This window comes from Streptomyces sp. NBC_00090 (genome assembly GCF_045160815.1).
In the GTDB taxonomy this organism is placed as follows: Bacteria; Actinomycetota; Actinomycetes; order Streptomycetales; family Streptomycetaceae; genus Streptomyces.
The window spans coordinates 2,152,136-2,167,869 of sequence record NZ_CP108224.1 but is presented as its reverse complement, the minus strand read 5'-3'; the positions used below and the strand labels follow the sequence as shown (position 1 = coordinate 2,167,869).

The 15,734-nt window shown below is 73.4% G+C and carries 18 protein-coding genes and 1 pseudogene; 12 read left to right on the top strand and 7 right to left on the bottom strand.

All coding sequences use genetic code 11. The features are described from left to right. Positions 1–15: 15 nt before the first annotated feature. Positions 16–741, bottom strand: a complete 726-nt coding sequence (locus OG361_RS09570) for a hypothetical protein (RefSeq protein ID WP_405852917.1) — start codon at positions 739–741, stop codon at positions 16–18. 93 nt (positions 742–834) lie between these two features. Here OG361_RS09570 and OG361_RS09565 point away from each other — a divergent pair, with 93 nt between their 5' ends. The 5 genes from OG361_RS09565 (at position 835) to amaP (ending at position 3,199) form a co-directional block, all read left to right on the top strand. After that, positions 835–1,320 carry an Asp23/Gls24 family envelope stress response protein gene (locus tag OG361_RS09565; protein ID WP_405852915.1) on the top strand — a complete coding sequence of 162 codons (486 nt, stop codon included), beginning with the start codon at positions 835–837 and terminating at the stop codon, positions 1,318–1,320. 64 nt (positions 1,321–1,384) lie between these two features. Then, positions 1,385–1,576 (top strand): hypothetical protein, encoded by a 192-nt coding sequence (locus OG361_RS09560; protein WP_384576569.1) that lies wholly within the window; start codon positions 1,385–1,387, stop codon positions 1,574–1,576. A 6-nt stretch (positions 1,577–1,582) separates the two neighbouring features. Beyond that, positions 1,583–1,927 carry an Asp23/Gls24 family envelope stress response protein gene (locus tag OG361_RS09555; RefSeq protein ID WP_405852913.1) on the top strand — a complete coding sequence of 115 codons (345 nt, stop codon included), beginning with the start codon at positions 1,583–1,585 and terminating at the stop codon, positions 1,925–1,927. Then, positions 1,924–2,607, top strand: coding sequence for a DUF6286 domain-containing protein (locus OG361_RS09550; RefSeq protein ID WP_405852912.1), 684 nt, complete (start codon positions 1,924–1,926; stop codon positions 2,605–2,607). Before OG361_RS09555 ends, OG361_RS09550 begins: the two co-directional genes overlap by 4 nt. Before the next feature lie 4 nt (positions 2,608–2,611). Then, positions 2,612–3,199 (top strand): alkaline shock response membrane anchor protein AmaP, encoded by a 588-nt coding sequence (gene amaP / locus OG361_RS09545; RefSeq protein WP_405852911.1) that lies wholly within the window; start codon positions 2,612–2,614, stop codon positions 3,197–3,199. An 80-nt stretch (positions 3,200–3,279) separates the two neighbouring features. Here the strand turns inward: amaP and OG361_RS09540 are convergent, their stop codons facing one another. The 6 genes from OG361_RS09540 to OG361_RS09515 form a co-directional block, all read right to left on the bottom strand. Continuing rightward, positions 3,280–4,035, bottom strand: a complete 756-nt coding sequence (locus OG361_RS09540) for an SDR family oxidoreductase (protein ID WP_405852910.1) — start codon at positions 4,033–4,035, stop codon at positions 3,280–3,282. 4 nt (positions 4,036–4,039) lie between these two features. Then, positions 4,040–5,836, bottom strand: coding sequence for a glycoside hydrolase family 15 protein (locus OG361_RS09535; protein WP_405852909.1), 1,797 nt, complete (start codon positions 5,834–5,836; stop codon positions 4,040–4,042). 34 nt (positions 5,837–5,870) lie between these two features. Further along, positions 5,871–6,746 carry an SURF1 family protein gene (locus OG361_RS09530; protein WP_405852908.1) on the bottom strand — a complete coding sequence of 292 codons (876 nt, stop codon included), beginning with the start codon at positions 6,744–6,746 and terminating at the stop codon, positions 5,871–5,873. A 157-nt stretch (positions 6,747–6,903) separates the two neighbouring features. Next, positions 6,904–7,137, bottom strand: a complete 234-nt coding sequence (locus OG361_RS09525; protein WP_267042895.1) for a hypothetical protein — start codon at positions 7,135–7,137, stop codon at positions 6,904–6,906. A gap of 63 nt (positions 7,138–7,200) precedes the next feature. Next, complete coding sequence (locus OG361_RS09520; protein ID WP_405852907.1) at positions 7,201–8,193, bottom strand: DEDDh family exonuclease; 993 nt, start codon at positions 8,191–8,193, stop codon at positions 7,201–7,203. After that, on the bottom strand, positions 8,190–8,867 hold the full coding sequence (locus tag OG361_RS09515) for a TetR/AcrR family transcriptional regulator (protein ID WP_405852906.1): 678 nt from the start codon (positions 8,865–8,867) through the stop codon (positions 8,190–8,192). Before OG361_RS09515 ends, OG361_RS09520 begins: the two co-directional genes overlap by 4 nt. Positions 8,868–8,963: 96 nt before the next feature. Between OG361_RS09515 and OG361_RS09510 the strand changes: the two genes are divergently transcribed. From OG361_RS09510 to OG361_RS09480, 7 genes and pseudogenes are all read left to right on the top strand, one after another. Then, positions 8,964–9,761 (top strand): acetoacetate decarboxylase family protein, encoded by a 798-nt coding sequence (locus tag OG361_RS09510; protein ID WP_405852905.1) that lies wholly within the window; start codon positions 8,964–8,966, stop codon positions 9,759–9,761. Then, a pseudogene (locus tag OG361_RS09505) lies at positions 9,761–10,645 on the top strand (SDR family NAD(P)-dependent oxidoreductase); the annotation flags it as partial. The gene OG361_RS09510 and the pseudogene OG361_RS09505, both read left to right, overlap by 1 nt. A 108-nt stretch (positions 10,646–10,753) precedes the next feature. After that, complete coding sequence (locus tag OG361_RS09500) at positions 10,754–12,040, top strand: amidohydrolase family protein (RefSeq protein ID WP_405852904.1); 1,287 nt, start codon at positions 10,754–10,756, stop codon at positions 12,038–12,040. Further along, positions 12,037–13,263, top strand: coding sequence for an amidohydrolase family protein (locus OG361_RS09495; RefSeq protein ID WP_405852902.1), 1,227 nt, complete (start codon positions 12,037–12,039; stop codon positions 13,261–13,263). The genes OG361_RS09500 and OG361_RS09495 overlap by 4 nt, the downstream gene beginning before the upstream one ends. Positions 13,264–13,287: 24 nt before the next feature. Beyond that, a complete protein-coding gene (locus OG361_RS09490) occupies positions 13,288–14,013 on the top strand; it encodes a VIT family protein (RefSeq protein ID WP_405852901.1) in 726 nt (241 codons plus the stop codon). Positions 14,014–14,117: 104 nt separating this feature from the next. Continuing rightward, a complete protein-coding gene (locus OG361_RS09485) occupies positions 14,118–15,065 on the top strand; it encodes a sterol desaturase family protein (protein WP_405852900.1) in 948 nt (315 codons plus the stop codon). Then, entirely contained in the window at positions 15,062–15,733 is a 672-nt protein-coding gene (locus OG361_RS09480; RefSeq protein ID WP_405852899.1) for a lysoplasmalogenase, read from the top strand. The genes OG361_RS09485 and OG361_RS09480 overlap by 4 nt, the downstream gene beginning before the upstream one ends. The last annotated feature ends 1 nt before the right edge of the window (position 15,734 follow it).

Genomic DNA, 15,734 nt, shown 5'->3' with positions numbered 1-15,734 from the left:
GCTCCCCACCGCGCTCTACCGCAGTTCCGAGACCACCACCGTGACCGTCGTCGCCTCCTGGGCGGCGGCGGTCACGGCTCTGCGTACGGCGCGGGCCACGTCCAGGGGGCGGTGGCCCGCCGTCACGGCCAGCTCTACCCGCACCCGGCCGGGGGCCCGGTGGACGGGCGGGCCCAGCGCGTCCGTCACGCCCGCCACGCCCTCGACCCGCAGCGCCGCCAGCGCGGCGGGCTCGTCCGTCGCGGGGGAGGGTCGCCCGGGTGGCGGATCGGCGGGCCCGGAATTCCGCGGTGCCGCGTCGACCAGTTCCGTCACCCGCAGATCCACGGCCGCCACCACGAGACCGAGCCCGTCCTCGGCCGCCGCGAGAAGGGCCGCGCGCAGCTCGGCGGCGAGCTCCGGCAGCGGGTGCCCGGCGACCGCGCCGAACTTCGCCGAGATCCGCAGCGGCCCCGGCGGCAGCCCGCCCGGCGGCACCGGAAACGTCTCCGGGACCGGGGCCGTCTCCGTTTCGCTCTCCGAGACCGTCTCCGGCCCCTGTTCCGCTTCGGTGCCGGGATCGGGCCCGATCCTGAGCTCGCCCGGCACCACTCCCCGTACCGCCGCGGCGGCCGCGTCGAAGACCCTCCGCGCCGCGCGCTCCGTGATCCACGCCCCGTCCGCCGCTGCCCCGAGCGGCAGCAGCCTGCCCGGCGCGAGGCGGTCCCGCACCGCCGCCGCCCAACTCTCACCCGTCGTCATTCCCCCAGCCTGCCGCATCCCTGGGGCGGGAACGGGCAGCCGCCCTTAATGTGGGCGAAGAACCCCGAAATATCCCGGAAGGGGCGAAACACGATGACGGACACCGCACGCTCGGACGACATCACGACCGGCGAGTCGCGAGAACCGCGCCGTACCTCCGTGACCAAACGCGGTGGCGGCGCCCCGGCCTCCAGGGGTCGGACCACGATCGCCGACGGAGTCGTGGAGAAGATCGCCGGCCTCGCCGCACGCGATGTCGTCGGCGTCCACGCCATGGGCAGCGGCCTCTCCCGCACCTTCGGCGCCGTACGCGACCGGGTACCGGGCGGAGGCGGCGGCAAGGCGAACGCCACCCGAGGGGTGAAGGCCGAGGTCGGCGAGGTACAGACGGCGCTCGACCTGGAGATCGTCGTCGACTACGGCGTCTCCATCGCCGATGTCGCCGGCGATGTCAGGGAGAACGTCATCACCGCCGTGGAACGGATGACCGGCCTCGAAGTCGTCGAGGTCAACATCGCGGTCAGCGATGTGAAGCTCCCGGACGAAGAGGAGGACGAGCCGGAGTCGAGGCTCCAGTAGCCCTCGGCGGCCGGTTCGTCGAGCGGCCTCGACATTCGTCGAAAAGCCTCGAAAGGGGACAGGAATGAGCATGGCGGTGGTCGGCCTCGTGGCCGGCATGGCCCTCGGCTTCGCCGGGTACTTCGGCGGCTTCGGGGCGTTTGTCCTGGTCGCGGCCTTGGGCGTGATCGGCTTCGTGGCCGGCCGTTTCCTCGACGGCGACCTCGAACCCGGCGACCTGTTCCGGGGCCGCGAGCGCGGCGACCGGCGGCGGTGACCCGGGGTGGCAGCGGGCCCGGTACGCGACCGCGGGGCGACCACGATCGCCGACCGGGTCGTCGCGAAGATCGCCGCCCGGTCGGCGCGCGAGGCGCTGGACGCCGTCCCCCGGGGCGGCTCCGCGCCGCACGCCTCGGTCGTCGTCCACCGGGACGTCGCACGGGTCTCGGTGAGCCTCGAACTCGACTATCCCTCCGACATCGGCCGCCAGTGCGGGGCCGTCCGGAGCCGGGTCCGCAGCCGTGTGGAGCACCTCGTCGGCATGGAGGTCCACGAGGTCGCCGTCCACGTGGAACGCCTCCACTCCGCGCACACGCGCCAGACCACGCCGAGGGGCCGCCTCTCATGACCACCACCCCGGCCCCCGGCGCGGCCCCGGACCCCGACCGGCCCCGCCCCGGGGCCCCGAGCCCGTCCGGCGCCCCGACCGCCGTCGATGCCCCGACCCCCGACTCCGTACCCGTCCTCGCCGACACCGCGGGGCCTCCCGTACGCCGCTTCTGGGCGGTCCGGCGCATCCCCGCCGCCGTGCTCGCGGCCGTCGTCCTCGGCGGGGCTGGGCTCCTGCTGTACGACGTGTCGGCCGTACGGGCCGAACGCTCCGCCATGGCCTGGCGCCGGGAGCTCGCCGACGCGCTCGCGACCCGGCCGCTCGACGGCGCCACGGTCGTCATCGGCGCCGTCCTCGCCGTCCTCATCGGCGTCTGGCTCCTGATCCTGGCCACCACCCCGGGGCTGCGCGCCGTCCTCCCCATGCGCCGCGAGCACGCCGACGTCCGGGCCGGGCTCGACCGGGAGGCCGCCGCCCTCGCCCTGCGCGACCGCGCCATGGAGGTCTCCGGCGTGCGGTCCGTCCGGGTGCGCGTCGGCCGCGCCAAGGTCGCCGTCCGCGCGGAATCGCACTTCCGGGAGCTCGACGAGGTCCGCGGCGACGTGGAGACCGTCCTCGCCACCGGTGTCGAGGAACTCGGCCTCGCCCATCCGCCCGCGCTGACGGTACGGGTGACCCGGCCGCCCAAGAAGGGGTGAACCCGTGACCGTCGTCCTCCGACGCGTCAACCGCGTCCTGCTCGGTCTCGCCGGACTGCTCCTGGTCCTCGGCGGCGGCGCCGTCCTCGCCGCCGCCCTCGACCTGCCCGTACCGACCTGGTGGCCCTGGTCGGGCCCCTCCGACGTCCTGCTCTCCGCCGCCGACCGGCAGCGCTGGCGCGAGGAGAGCTGGTGGTGGCCGGTGGTCATCGCGGTCCTCGGGCTCGTCGTCCTGCTCGCCCTGTGGTGGCTGCTCGTCCAGTTCCGGCGGGCCCGGCTCGCCGAGGTCGTCGTCGACACCGGCGACGGCGAGGAGGCGATCCTCCGGGGCCGGGCGCTGGAGACCGTCCTGGAGGCGGACGCCGGCGCCCTGGACGGCGTCGCCCGGGCCAAGGTCTCCCTCACGGGCCGCCGCGGCGCCCCCCGTACCCGCGTCGCGCTCCTCCTGGAGCCGTACGCCTCCCCCGGAAGCGCCCTGACCACCCTCAGCACCGAGGCGCTCGCGCACGCCCGCACGTCCACGGGCCTGACCGCGCTGCCGACGGAGGCACGCCTGCGGGCCGTGAAGCACCGCGCCCGCCGCGTCACCTGAACCGGGGCCGCCGCGTGACCTGAACCTGAACCGGCCCGCCCCGATCCGATCCGGACTCGGCAGCCGCGCCCGATCCGGCGTCAGAAGCCGCCGCGGGCCCCGCCGTCCACCGGGAGCATCAGCCCCGTCAGGTACGAGGCGGCCGGCGACAGCAGGAAGGCCGCCGTGCGCCCGAACTCCTCCGGGGTGCCGTAGCGGCGCAGCGGGATCGTTCCCTCGTTCGCCGCGCGGGCCGCGTCCGCGTCGCCGGAGAGCTCGTCCAGGGACCGCACCCGGTCCGTGTCGATCCGGGCCGGCAGCAGACCGACGACCCGGACCCCGCGCGGGCCCAGGTCGTTGGCGAGGGACTTGGCGAAGCCGGCGAGGCCGGGGCGCAGCCCGTTGGAGATCGTCAGGCCCGGGATCGGCTCGTGGACCGAACCGGACAGGACGAAGCCGATCACGCCGCCCTCGGTGAGCGTCCTGGCCGCCGCGCGGGCCAGCCGCACGGCCCCCAGGAAGACCGTGTCGAAGGCGGCCGCCCACTGCTCGTCGGTGTTGTCCGCCGCGAAGCCGGGCGCCGGGCCGCCGACGCTGATCAGGATGCCGTCGAAGCCGCCGAACCGGGACCGCGCCTCGGCGATCAGCCGGGCCGGGGTCTCCGGGTCGGTGTTGTCGGCGGCGACTCCGGCCGCGCCCGCGCCCAGCTCGGCCACCGCCCGGGCGACCGTCTTCTCCTCGCGCCCGGTGATCAGTACCTTCGCGCCCTCGGCGAGCAGCGCCTCCGCCGAGGCCCGGCCGAGCCCCCGCGTCGCGCCGGTCACCACGTACACACGGTCCTTCAGTCCAAGATCCATGGACCTATCCTGCCGCCTCCTCGGCGGCCAGCGCGAGGGCGGTGCCCACCAGGCCGATGTGGCTGAAGGCCTGCGGGAAGTTCCCCAGCTGGCGGCCGGCCACCGGGTCGTACTCCTCCGCGAGGAGCCCCACGTCGTTGCGGAGGGCGACGAGCCGGTCGAAGAGCCGGCGCGCCTCTTCGGTCCTGCCGGTCAGCAGCAGCGCGTCCGCCAGCCAGAAGGAGCAGACGAGGAACGTCCCCTCCTGCCCCGGCAGCCCGTCCACCGCCGCCGTGCCAGTGCCGTCGGCAGTGCTGTACCGGCGCAGGAAGCCGCCGTGCAGCAGCTCGGCCCGCACCGCGTCCACCGTCCCGACCACCCGGGGGTCGTCCGGCGGCAGGAAGCCGACCTGCGGGATGAGCAGGGTGGCGGCGTCCAGCTCCCGGGAGCCGTACGACTGGGTGAACGTGTTCCGATCGGGGTCGTACGCCTTCGCGCACACCTCGGCGTGGATCTCGTCCCGCATCGCCCGCCACCGCGCCGCGTCCCCCGGCAGCGAGGGGTCCGCCTCCAGGGTGAGCACCGCCCGGTCGGCGGCCACCCAGGCCATCACCTTCGAGTGCGTGAAGTGGCGGCGCGGCCCGCGCACCTCCCACAGCCCCTCGTCGGGGTCCCGCCAGGTCGACTCCAGGAAGCCGAGCAGGCTCAACTGGAGGTTCCAGGAGTGCCGTTCCGCCGGGATCCCGGCCTCACGCGCCCGGTGGAGCGAGTCCATGACCTCGCCGTACACGTCGAGCTGGAACTGCTCCACGGCCGCGTTCCCGGTCCGTACCGGCGCCGAGTCGGCGTAGCCGCGGAGCCAGGGCAGGGTCGTCTCGGGCAGCCGCCGCTCCCCGGCGGGGCCGTACATGATCTGGAGGTCGGACGGATCGCCCGCGACCGAGCGCAGCAGCCAGTCCCGCCAGGCGGCGGCCTCCTCGACGTACCCGGCGGCGAGCAGCGCGCCGAGGGTGAGGGAGGAGTCGCGCAGCCAGCACGCGCGGTAGTCCCAGTTCCGTACGCCGCCGAGCTCCTCCGGCAGGGAGGTGGTGGGGGCGGCGACGATCCCTCCGGTCGGGGCGTACGTGAGCGACTTGAGGGTGATCAGGGAGCGCAGCACCGCCTCCCGGTGGGGGCCGCGGTAGGTGCAGCGGGCCACCCACTCCCGCCAGTCCGCGAGGGACTGCTCCAGGGCCTCGAAGGGTTCGACGAGCTCCGGGCGCGGCTCGTGGGAGGGGTGCCAGGTCAGGACGAAGGCCACCTTCTCCCCGGCGGAGACGGTGAACGAGGAGCAGGTGGCGAACTGCTGACCCCAGGTCTTCACGGGCGGTTCGCTGCGCAGCCAGACGGAGTCCGGTCCGGCGACCGCGACCCGGTGGCCGTCGGAGCGGCGCACCCAGGGCACGATCGAGCCGTAGTCGAAGCGCAGCCGCAGGACGGCGCTCATCTCGACGGTGCCGCTGACGCCCTCCACGATCCGCATCACGTCGGGGGACCTGTCCCGCTGCGGCATGAAGTCGACGACCTTGACGGTGCCGGTCCGGGTCTCCCAGTAGGTCTCCAGGACGAGGGAGTCCTCGACGTACCTGCGGGTGGTGCAGGTCGTGGCGCCCTTGGGAGCTATGCGCCAGTGGCCGTTGTCCTCGTCGCCGAGCAGCGCGGCGAAGCAGGCGGCCGAGTCGAAGCGGGGCAGACACAGCCAGTCGATCGACCCGTCACGGCCGACGAGCGCGGCGGTCTGGAGATCGCCGATGAGGGCGTAGTCGTCGATACGTTGCGTCACGCTTTGGGCTGTTCCCGCAAGCGGTGCCCGTCAATCAAAGGGACGGTGTGGCCCGGACCGCAGTCGTGTCCCCGGCCGTGGCCACAGGGGCTCCGGAGGCGTCGCCGTCCTGGTCCCCGTTCCCGCTGCCGTCTCCGCCGTCTTCCGCGGATCCGGCGCGCGCCGCGGCCTCCCGGTCGCGCTTCTCGCGCCGTACGAGGATCACCCAGCCGACGGGCACGCCGGCCGTGAAGAGCCACCACTGCACGGCGTACGCCATGTGCGCGCCGATCGAGTCGTGGTCGGGCTCGGGGATCAGCTCGGGGGTGTCTCCGGCGGGCGCGGGCGTCATCTGCTCGAGGTAGCCGCCGAGCACCTCGCGGCCGATGAGCGCGGCCTGCTGCTCGCTGTTGATCAGCATCACCTGGCGGTCCGGCAGGCCCCTCAGGTCCTTGATGCCGCTGGCGCCGGTCGTCTCGTCCGCCTTCATGCGGCCCGTGACGGTGATCTCGCCCTTGGGCGCGGGGGGCACCGGCGGGTACGAGTGCTGGTCGGCGGCGGCCGGCACCCAGCCGCGGTTGACCAGGACGACCCGGCCGTCCCGGAGGACCAGCGGCGTCAGGACGAGCACGCCCACCCGGTCGTCGGAGTTGGTGCGACGGCGGACGACCACCTCGTGGGCGGTGTCGAAGGTGCCGGTGGCGGTGGCCTGCCGCCAGAAGTCGGCGCGCGGGACGGTGTGGCCGGGGGAGGTGAGCTCCTCGACCGGGACCGGCTCCGCCTTGAGGTTGTCCGCGATCAGGGCGTTCTGGGCCACCCGGCGTTCGTGCCGGTGGAACTGCCAGAAGCCCAGCTCGATCATCGTGGGGATGAGGACGAGGGCGATGAGGGTGAGGATCACCCACTGCCGGGACAACAGGAAGCGGTACACCCCATGACCGTACAACTCGGTCGATGGGGTGCACGCGGCGGGGTTCGGCTCGCTCGGGGGGAGCCTCACCCCGCCAGGATCGTTTCCTCACCTCGGTACGGCGGTAGAGCGGTACCTCGGTACAGCCTCGGTACAGCGGTCCGGAGTCCCGGACCGGTCACACCCTGTCGACGATGCCCACCTTTCCCTCCGCGCGGGCGCAGTGGGCGCCGCAGTACCAGCTGCCCTCGACCTCGACGCCCTGTCCGATGATCTGGACCCGGCAGTGCTCGCAGATGGGCGCCATGCGGTGGATGGCGCAGGAGAAGCAGTCGAAGACGTGCACGGCGCCCTGCGCGTGCACCTCGAAGGACATGCCGTAATCGTTTCCGCAGACCTCACAACGTGCCATGCGCCACAGGGTGGAGCTCCCGGCGGGCGGGCGCAGCGAGCCACGCCCACCTGGCCGTGCGCGTCACCCGTCTGCCGGGGCCACGTCCCGCAGCAGTTGGGTGTAGGCCGCCTCGTCGACGACCGGTGTGCCGAAGGACTTCGCCTTGATCGTCTTGGAGGTGGCCGCGTCGGGGTCGTTCGTGACGAGCAGGCTCGTCAGCCGGGAGACGCTGGTGGCGACGTGCAGCCCGGCCTCGACCGTGCGGTCCTCCAGGAGCTCGCGGTCGATGGAGGTGTCACCGGAGAAGGCCACCCGCATGCCCTGCTTGAGCGGTCTGTCGATCGCGTACCGGCCGGGGTTGGGGTACGGGCAGGCGGGGCGCTTCCGGGAGGGACGCCAGCTGTTCATGCGGTACGCGCCCGAGCCCGGGTGCGCGCCCTGGTGGCCGACCCGGGGCTGCGCCGGGGACGAGGCCCACTCGGTCAGCGGCCGGCACTCCAGGAGCGGCAGCCGGACGTTCCGCTCGGCCGCCGCGTGGAGGCTCGGCCGGAACGCCTCGGCGAGGACGCGCGCGTCGTCCAGCGCGTTGTGCGCGCGCTGCTGGACGACGCCGAAGTGCGCGGCGAGCGTCGCCAGCTTGTGGTTGGGCAGCGGCAGCGACAGCTCCTTGGCGAGCGCGATCGTGCACAGGCGCTGCCGCACGGGCGCGGTCCGCTCGGCGCGCGCGTACTCCCTGGCGATCATCTGCCAGTCGAACATCGCGTTGTGCGCGACGAGGACCCGGCCGTCGAGCCGGGCGGCGAACTCCGCCGCGACCTCCGGGAAGAGCGGGGCGCCCTCCAGGACGTCGCTGGTCAGCCCGTGGATCCAGACCGGGCCGGGGTCGCGCTCGGGGTTGACCAGGGTGTACCAGTGGTCCTCGACGTTCCCCTGGGCGTCCAGCCGGTAGACGGCAGCAGAAATTATCCGGTCGTCGCGGGCGAGGCCGGTGGTCTCCACGTCGACGACCGCGTACCCCTGTGGGTAGGCGGCCGGCCACGTCGCTGCTGTCGTACGGTCGTCGAGCATGGTCAATGAGAATACGGCCCGCGACCGACAGTGCCGTCCCCGGTGTCCCCGCCGTCCCCGGACGCCCCGGCGAGCAGCCCGTCCACGAGGGCCCGTACGGAGTCGACGAAGAGGGCCTCCGTGTCGATCGGGGCGGCCAGGGCGTGGGCCAGGCCGGGGTCGGACTCGGCCGTCTCCTCGCGCCACAGCTCCTCCTCGCCGGGGGACTGGGCGGGCGCCCGCTCGCGGTTGCGCTCCACCAGGACGTAGCCGACGACCTGGAACTGCAGCGCCCGGACGGCCCGCGCCGCGTGTGCCCCGCGCAGGCCCGCCGCGTGGGCCTCGTGGACGAGGGCGCGCTGGGCCGGCAGGAACATCCGCTCCGTCAGGCCCCGTTCGTGGACCATCGCCACCAGGTGCGGGCGCTCGCGCAGCGCGCGGCGGAGGGTGCGGGCGACCGAGACCATCCGCTCGGCGGGGGTCGTCCCGCGCGGGTGGATGGTGCCGAGGTCGGTGACCGTACGGGCGACGAGCGCGTCGAGGAGCGACTCGCGGTTGCCGACGTGCCAGTAGATCGAGGTGACCGCAGTGCCCAGCTCGCCGGCGAGCCTGCGCATGGTCAGGGCGTCGGGTCCGTGCTCCCTCACGAGGGCGGCCGCGGCGTCCAGGACTTCGTCGCGGCTGAGCGCCGAGCGTGCCATCGCTTCCCCCAACTCCTCTGCGTGCACGGGTCTTTACCCTTCATCGGTGACGGTGTAACTGTGTTACAGACCGACTGTCCTGAAGGGTGGTACGTCATGGCACGAGTACGGTACGGGGCGCGCGGCGAGGCCGAGGCGGCGGCGGCCCGCGAGCGGAGCTCCCGTCTTCCCGACATCTGGTCCACCGGAGTGGTCGCCGTCTGGGAGACCGATCCGGACGTCGTCGCGGCGGTCCTGCCGCCCCCGCTGAAACCCACCGCACGCCCGCTCGTCCGCGCCAACATCAGCCAGGTCGACCTGCCCGGCTACCCCCTCGGCGCCGGCTCGGTGGCCGTCGCCGCCGCCTACGGCGACCGCGAGGGCTGGTACCCGCTGGTCATGCCGATGACCCACGAGCGGGCCCTGATCGGCGGACGCGAGGTCTTCGGCGAACCGAAGAAGCTCGGCGAGGTCACCGTCGAGCGCGACGGGCTCGTCGTCCGCGCGGCCCTCGCCCGGCACGGCATCGCCTTCGTCGAGGTGCGCGGCGCGGTCTCCGGCCCGCTGCCCCTGCCGGAGCCCGTCGAGAAGACCGACTTCTACTTCAAGTTCCTTCCGGGCGTGGACGGTTCCGGCTTCGACGCCGACCCGGTCCTCGTCCACTGCGTCCGCAACGAGAAGGTGCGGAAGCTGGAGCGGGTCACCGGTGACGTGATCCTGCGCGAGTCCATGTACGACCCGGTGGCCGACCTCCCCGTACGCAGGCTCGTCGAGATCACGATCGGCGAGAAGACCACCGACCAGAAGGGCACGGTCGCCGAACGCGTCTCCGCGCAGGCGCTGCTGCCCTACATCCACCAGCGGTACGACGACCCGCTGCAGATCCTCGACGGCCCCCCGGAAGGGAGCGTCTGATGGAGCTGCGGGCGGGACAGGTCGCCGTCGTCACCGGCGCGGCGAGCGGCATCGGGCTCGCCATGGCCCGCCGCTTCGCCGCCGAGGGCATGGCCGTCGTCCTCGGGGACGTCGAGCCGGGCGCGCTCGCGGAGGCCGCCGACGAGCTGATGGCGGGCGGGGCGCAGATCCTCGCCCGGACGGTCGACGTATCCGACCCCGACGAGGTCCGGGCGTTCGCGGACGCGGCGTACGAGACCTTCGGCGCCGTCCACGTCCTCTGCAACAACGCGGGCGTGGGCTCCGGCGCCGAGGGCCGGATGTGGGAGCACGAGCCGAACGACTGGAAGTGGGCCTTCTCCGTCAACGTCTGGGGCGTCTTCCACGGCATCCAGGCCTTCGTCCCGCGCATGATCGCGAGCGGTGAGCCCGGCCACGTCGTCAACACCTCCTCCGCCGACGGCGGCATCGCCCCGCTGCCCACCGCCTCCGTGTACGCGGTCACCAAGGCGGCCGTCGTCACCATGACCGAGTCGCTCTACGCCCACCTCCGGGCCGAGCACGCGCGCGTGGGCGCCTCCGTGCTCTTCCCCGGCCCGCACATGCTCCGCACCGGCCTGTGGGAGTCGCACCGCAACCGGCCCGAGCGGTACGCGAAACAGCGCCCGCGCCGGAGCCCGTACCGCAGCCTCGACCAGTGGGAGGCGGCGATGAAGGAGGCCGGACAGGAGGTGGCCTTCACCCCGGTGGAGGAGGTCGCCGAGCTGGTCGTCGAGGGCATCCGCGCCGACCGCTTCTGGATGCTGCCGGAGAGCGAGCACAGCGACGGCCAGATCCGGGCGCGCTCGCGGTCGATGCTCGACCGCGCCAACCCGTCCTACCTGGAGAGCTTCATCCTCGACCGAGACCGAGACCGAGACCGAGACCGAGACCGAGACCGAGACCGAGACCGAGACCGAGACCGAGACCGAGACCGAGACCGAGACCGAGACCGAGACTGAGGGACGCAGGACATGACGACGTACGAGGATCCGTATCTGATCATCTCCTCCGACTGTCATGCCGGACTGCCCACCGAGCAGTACCGGCCCTATCTGGAATCCCGTCACCACCGGGCCTTCGACGAGTTCCTCGCCGGGCGGGAGGCGCGCCGGGAGGCGATGACCCGGCTCGGGGTGCGCAACGAGGCCTTCGCCGACAAGTGGTTCCACGACAACGAGGAGGGCCTGCGCGGCGGCTGGGACGCCGCCCAGCGGCTCAAGGAGCTCGACGGCGACGGGGTCGCCGCCGAGGTCGTCTTCCCCGACGCGGACGCCGTCGACAGCCAGACCGCCGCGCCCTTCGGCGTCGGCCTCGGTCTCTCCGGCGACCAGGACCCGGAGCTCGGCATGGCGGGCGCGAAGGCGCACAACCGCTGGCTCGCCGAGTTCGTCGGCCGGAATCCGGAGCGGCACTGCGGGGTCGCGCTGCTCCCCGTCACCGCCGACCCCGGCGAGGTCGTCGCCGAGATCCACCGGGCCAAGGAGTCCGGCCTCGGCGCGCTCATGATCCCCTCCATGTGGGTGGACAAGGCCCCCTACCACGACCGGCGGTACGACCCGGTGTGGGCGGCCGCCGCCGAGACCCGCATGCCGGTGCTCACCCACTCCGGCGCCGCGCCGCGCGAGGAGTACGGCGACCACCTCGGGATCTACGTCTCCGAGGTCACCTTCTGGCCGGCCAGGCCGCTCTGGTTCCTGCTCTGGTCCGGGGTCTTCGAGCGCCACCCCGGTCTGCGGTTCGGCGTCGCCGAGTCCGGCTGCTGGTGGCTGCCCAACCTGCTCTGGTTCATGGACCGGCTCTACCTCGGCGCGCACGGCGGCAAGAAGCTGTCCCCGTTCGCGGAGCTGAAGCGGCCGCCGAGCGAGTACCTGGACCGGCAGGTCTTCGTCTGCGCGACCAACACCAAGCGGCGCGAGCTCGCCCAGCGGTACGAGATCGGCGTCGACAACATCCTCTGGGGCTCGGACTTCCCGCACCCGGAGGGGACCTGGCCCGCCACGCGCGCGTGGCTGCGGAACACCTTCCACGACATCCCGGTGGAGGAGACCCGGCGGATGCTGGGGCTCGCGGCGGCGGAGGTCTTCGGCTTCGACGTCCCCGCGCTCGAGCCGATCGCCCGCCGGATCGGCCCGACCCCCGCCGACCTGGGGCAGCCGGCCGACCAGGCGGCCGTGGAGGCCTCCTGGGCGCGGTCCCGCGAGGTCGGCCGCCACTGGCTGACGGAGCACGACTTCCCGGTACTCGGGGTGACCTCATGACGGACCGCTACACGGTGATCTCCGCCGACTGCCACGCCGGCGCCGACCTCCTCGACTACCGGCCGTACCTGGAGAAGAAGCACCACGAGGCCTTCGACGCCTGGGCGGCCACGTACGTCAACCCGTACGAGGACCTGCTCGCGGACACCGCCGACCGCAACTGGAACTCGCAGCGCCGTCTGCGCGAACTGGAGGCGGACGGGATCGTCGCCGAGGTCGTCTTCCCGAACACCATCCCGCCGTTCTTCCCCTCCGCCTCCCTGATGGCCCCGGCGCCGAGCCGCGAGGAGTACGAGCTCCGCTGGGCGGGGCTGCGCGCGCACAACCGCTGGCTCGCCGACTTCTGCGCCGACGCGCCGGGCCGCCGGGCGGGCGTGGCGCAGATCCTCCTCAACGACGTCGACGAGGCCGTACGCGAGATCCGCCGCACCAAGGAGGCCGGTCTGACCGGCGGGATCCTGCTGCCGGGCACCCCGCCCGGCTCGGGCGTGCCCGAGCTGTACTCGGAGACGTACGACCCGATCTGGGCGGTCTGCGCGGAGCTGGACGTGCCGGTCAACCACCACGGCGGCTCGGCCTCGCCACCGCTCGGCGACGAACCGGCGGCCCGCGCCGTCTTCATGGTGGAGACGACCTGGTTCTCCCACCGGGCCCTGTGGCACCTCGTCTTCGGCGGCGCCTTCCGCCGTCACCCGGACCTCAGGCTCGTCCTGACGGAACAGGGCTCCGGCTGGATTCCCGGGATCCTGGAGATGCTGGACTACTACCACGGACGCCTGGTCGCCGCGGCCTCGCGGGCCGCCACCGCCGAGTCCAAGTTCGGCGCCGGGCTCGCGGAGTCCATGGGCAAGGGCCCCAGCGAGGTCTGGCGCGACAACTGCTTCGTCGGGGCGAGCTTCATGCGCCCGCACGAGGTGCCGCTGCGCGACCGGATCGGCCTCGACAAGATCATGTGGGGCAGCGACTACCCGCACGACGAGGGCACCACCCCGTACTCCCGCGAAGGCCTCCGCATCGCCTACGCGGGCGTGCCGAGGGAGGAGGTCGCCGCCATGGTCGGGGGCAACGCGGCCCGCGTCTACGGCTTCGACCTCGCCCTCCTCGACCCGCTCGCCGCCGTCCACGGCCCGGAGGTCGCGGAGGTCGCCACACCCCTGGAGAAGATCCCGGCGGGCGCGACCAGCCCGGCCTTCGCCACGGGCGGGTCGGTGCGCGTCTGGTGACCCGCCGGGTGCGACCCTCCTGACGTGACAGCACCCCCCGTGCCGGACGAGGCACACGACGAGGCCCACGGCGGAGGGCTCGGCTCCCGTCTCAACTGGCTCCGGGCCGCGGTGCTCGGAGCCAACGACGGGGTCGTCTCCACCGCGGGCCTCGTCGTGGGCGTCGCCGGCGCGACGGAGTCCCGGGCGGCCCTGCTCACCGCAGGCCTCTCGGGGCTGCTCGCCGGGTCGATGTCGATGGCGGCGGGGGAGTACGTCTCCGTCTCCAGCCAGCGCGACTCGGAGAAGGCCGCGCTCGCCGAGGAGAAGCGCGAGCTGCGCGAGCGGCCGGAGGCCGAACTCGACGAACTGGCCGGCCTCCTGGCCGCCCGCGGGCTCTCCGCGGACGTGGCCCGCGAGGCCGCCGAGCAGCTCACCGAGCGCGACGCGCTGCGCGCCCACGCGCGCGTGGAGCTGGGCATCGACCCCGACGACCTCACCAACCCCTGGCACGCGGCGGGCGCCAGCTTCCTCGCCTTCACCGTCGGCGCCCTGCTCCCCCTCCTCGCGATCGTCCTGCCGCCGGCCTGGGCCCGCCTCTGGGTCACGGTCGTCTCGGTCCTGGGGGCCCTCGCCCTCACGGGATGGTGGAGCGCCCGTCTCGGCAAGGCCCCCGCGGGCCGCGCGATCCTCCGCAACGTGGGCGGCGGCGCCCTCGCGATGGCGATCACCTACGGTGCGGGCTCGCTCCTCGGCGCGGCCGGGGTGTAGGAGCCGTTGTCGGAAGGTGCCAAAGCTTGCTGACAAGCCGTCTCGCATACTTGTCGGTAACAACGTCTAGCGGGTGACCGCCCGCCGCGCCTACCGTCGACGGCATGCCGAACCTGCCCGATGTCGTGCTCTGGTCCATACCGGCGTTCGTCCTGCTCACCGTCCTGGAGATGGTCAGCCACCGGATCCACCCCGACGAGAACGCCGCCGGATACGAGACCAAGGACGCCGCCACCAGCATCGGCATGGGGCTCGGGAGCCTCGCCTTCGACGCGCTGTGGAAGATCCCCGTGGTCGCGATCTACACCGCCGTCTACGAGCTCACTCCGCTCCGCGTCCCCGCCCTGTGGTGGACGATCCCGCTGATGCTCCTCGCGCAGGACTTCCTCTACTACTGGCAGCACCGCGGACACCACGTCATCCGCATCCTCTGGGCCTGCCACGTCGTCCACCACAGCAGTCGGAAGTTCAACCTCACCACCGCCCTGCGCCAGCCGTGGACCAGCGTGACCTCCTGGCCGTTCTACCTGCCGATGATCGCCCTCGGCGTGCACCCGGCGGCCGTCGCCTTCTGCTACTCGCTCAACCTCGTCTACCAGTTCTGGATCCACACCGAGCGGGTCGGGAAGCTGCCCCGCCCCTTCGAGTACGTCCTCAACACCCCCTCGCACCACCGCGTCCACCACGCCTCCCAGGGCGGCTACCTGGACCGGAACTTCGGCGGGATCCTCATCCTCTGGGACCGGATGTTCGGCTCCTGGGTCGGCGAGACCGACCGGCCCGTCTACGGCCTCACCAAGAACATCGAGACGTACAACCCGCTCCGCGTCGCCACCCACGAGTACGCCGCCATCGCCCGTGACCTCCGGGCCGCGAGCGGCTGGCGCGAGCGCGCCGGACGGGTCTTCCGCGGCCCGGGCTGGCAGCCGGGACACCGGGCCACCCAGCCCCAGGCCACCCACTCCCAGGCCACCCACTCCCAGGCCACCCACTCCCAGGCCCCCCAGTCCCAGGCCCCCCAGGGCGGCGCCGCTCCGGAGGCCGCCGCGTGAGCGCCGACCCCACGGCCGTCCGTGCCGCCGGCGCCGTCCCGACCGCCTCCCGCGTCCTGCTCGCCGCCTTCGGGCTTGCCGCCGCCGTCGACCTGGTCTCCCTGCTCGCCGGCGCCGACCTCGGCCACCAGCTCGCCAAACCGCTCCTGATGCCCCTGCTCGCCGCGTACGCCGTCACCAGGGGTGCCCCCAAGCTCCTGACCGCCGCGCTCCTCTTCGGCTGGGGCGGCGACGTCTTCCTGCTCTCCGACGCCGACTGGGCCTTCCTCGTCGGCATGGGCTCCTTCGCCGGCGGACACGTCTGCTACCTGGTCCACTTCGGGCGCCGGCGTACGTCGCCACTCCTCGGCGCCGGATACGCGGCCGCCCTCGTCGGCACCGTGGCGCTCCTCTGGCCCGACCTCCCCGCCGAGCTGCGGATCCCCGTCGCCGGGTACTCCCTGCTGCTCACCGCGATGGCCTACCGCGCGAGCTCCCTCGGGCTCCTGGCCGGCCTCGGCGGCGCCCTGTTCCTGCTGTCCGACACCCTCATCGCCACCGGTGTCGCCGAGTGGCCCCAGCTGCCGGCCCCCGACTTCTGGGTCATGCTGACCTACATCGCGGCGCAGTACCTGCTGACGGCGGGAGTGCTCGGCGCGATGTACGGTGAACGTCGTACAACCGTCTGAC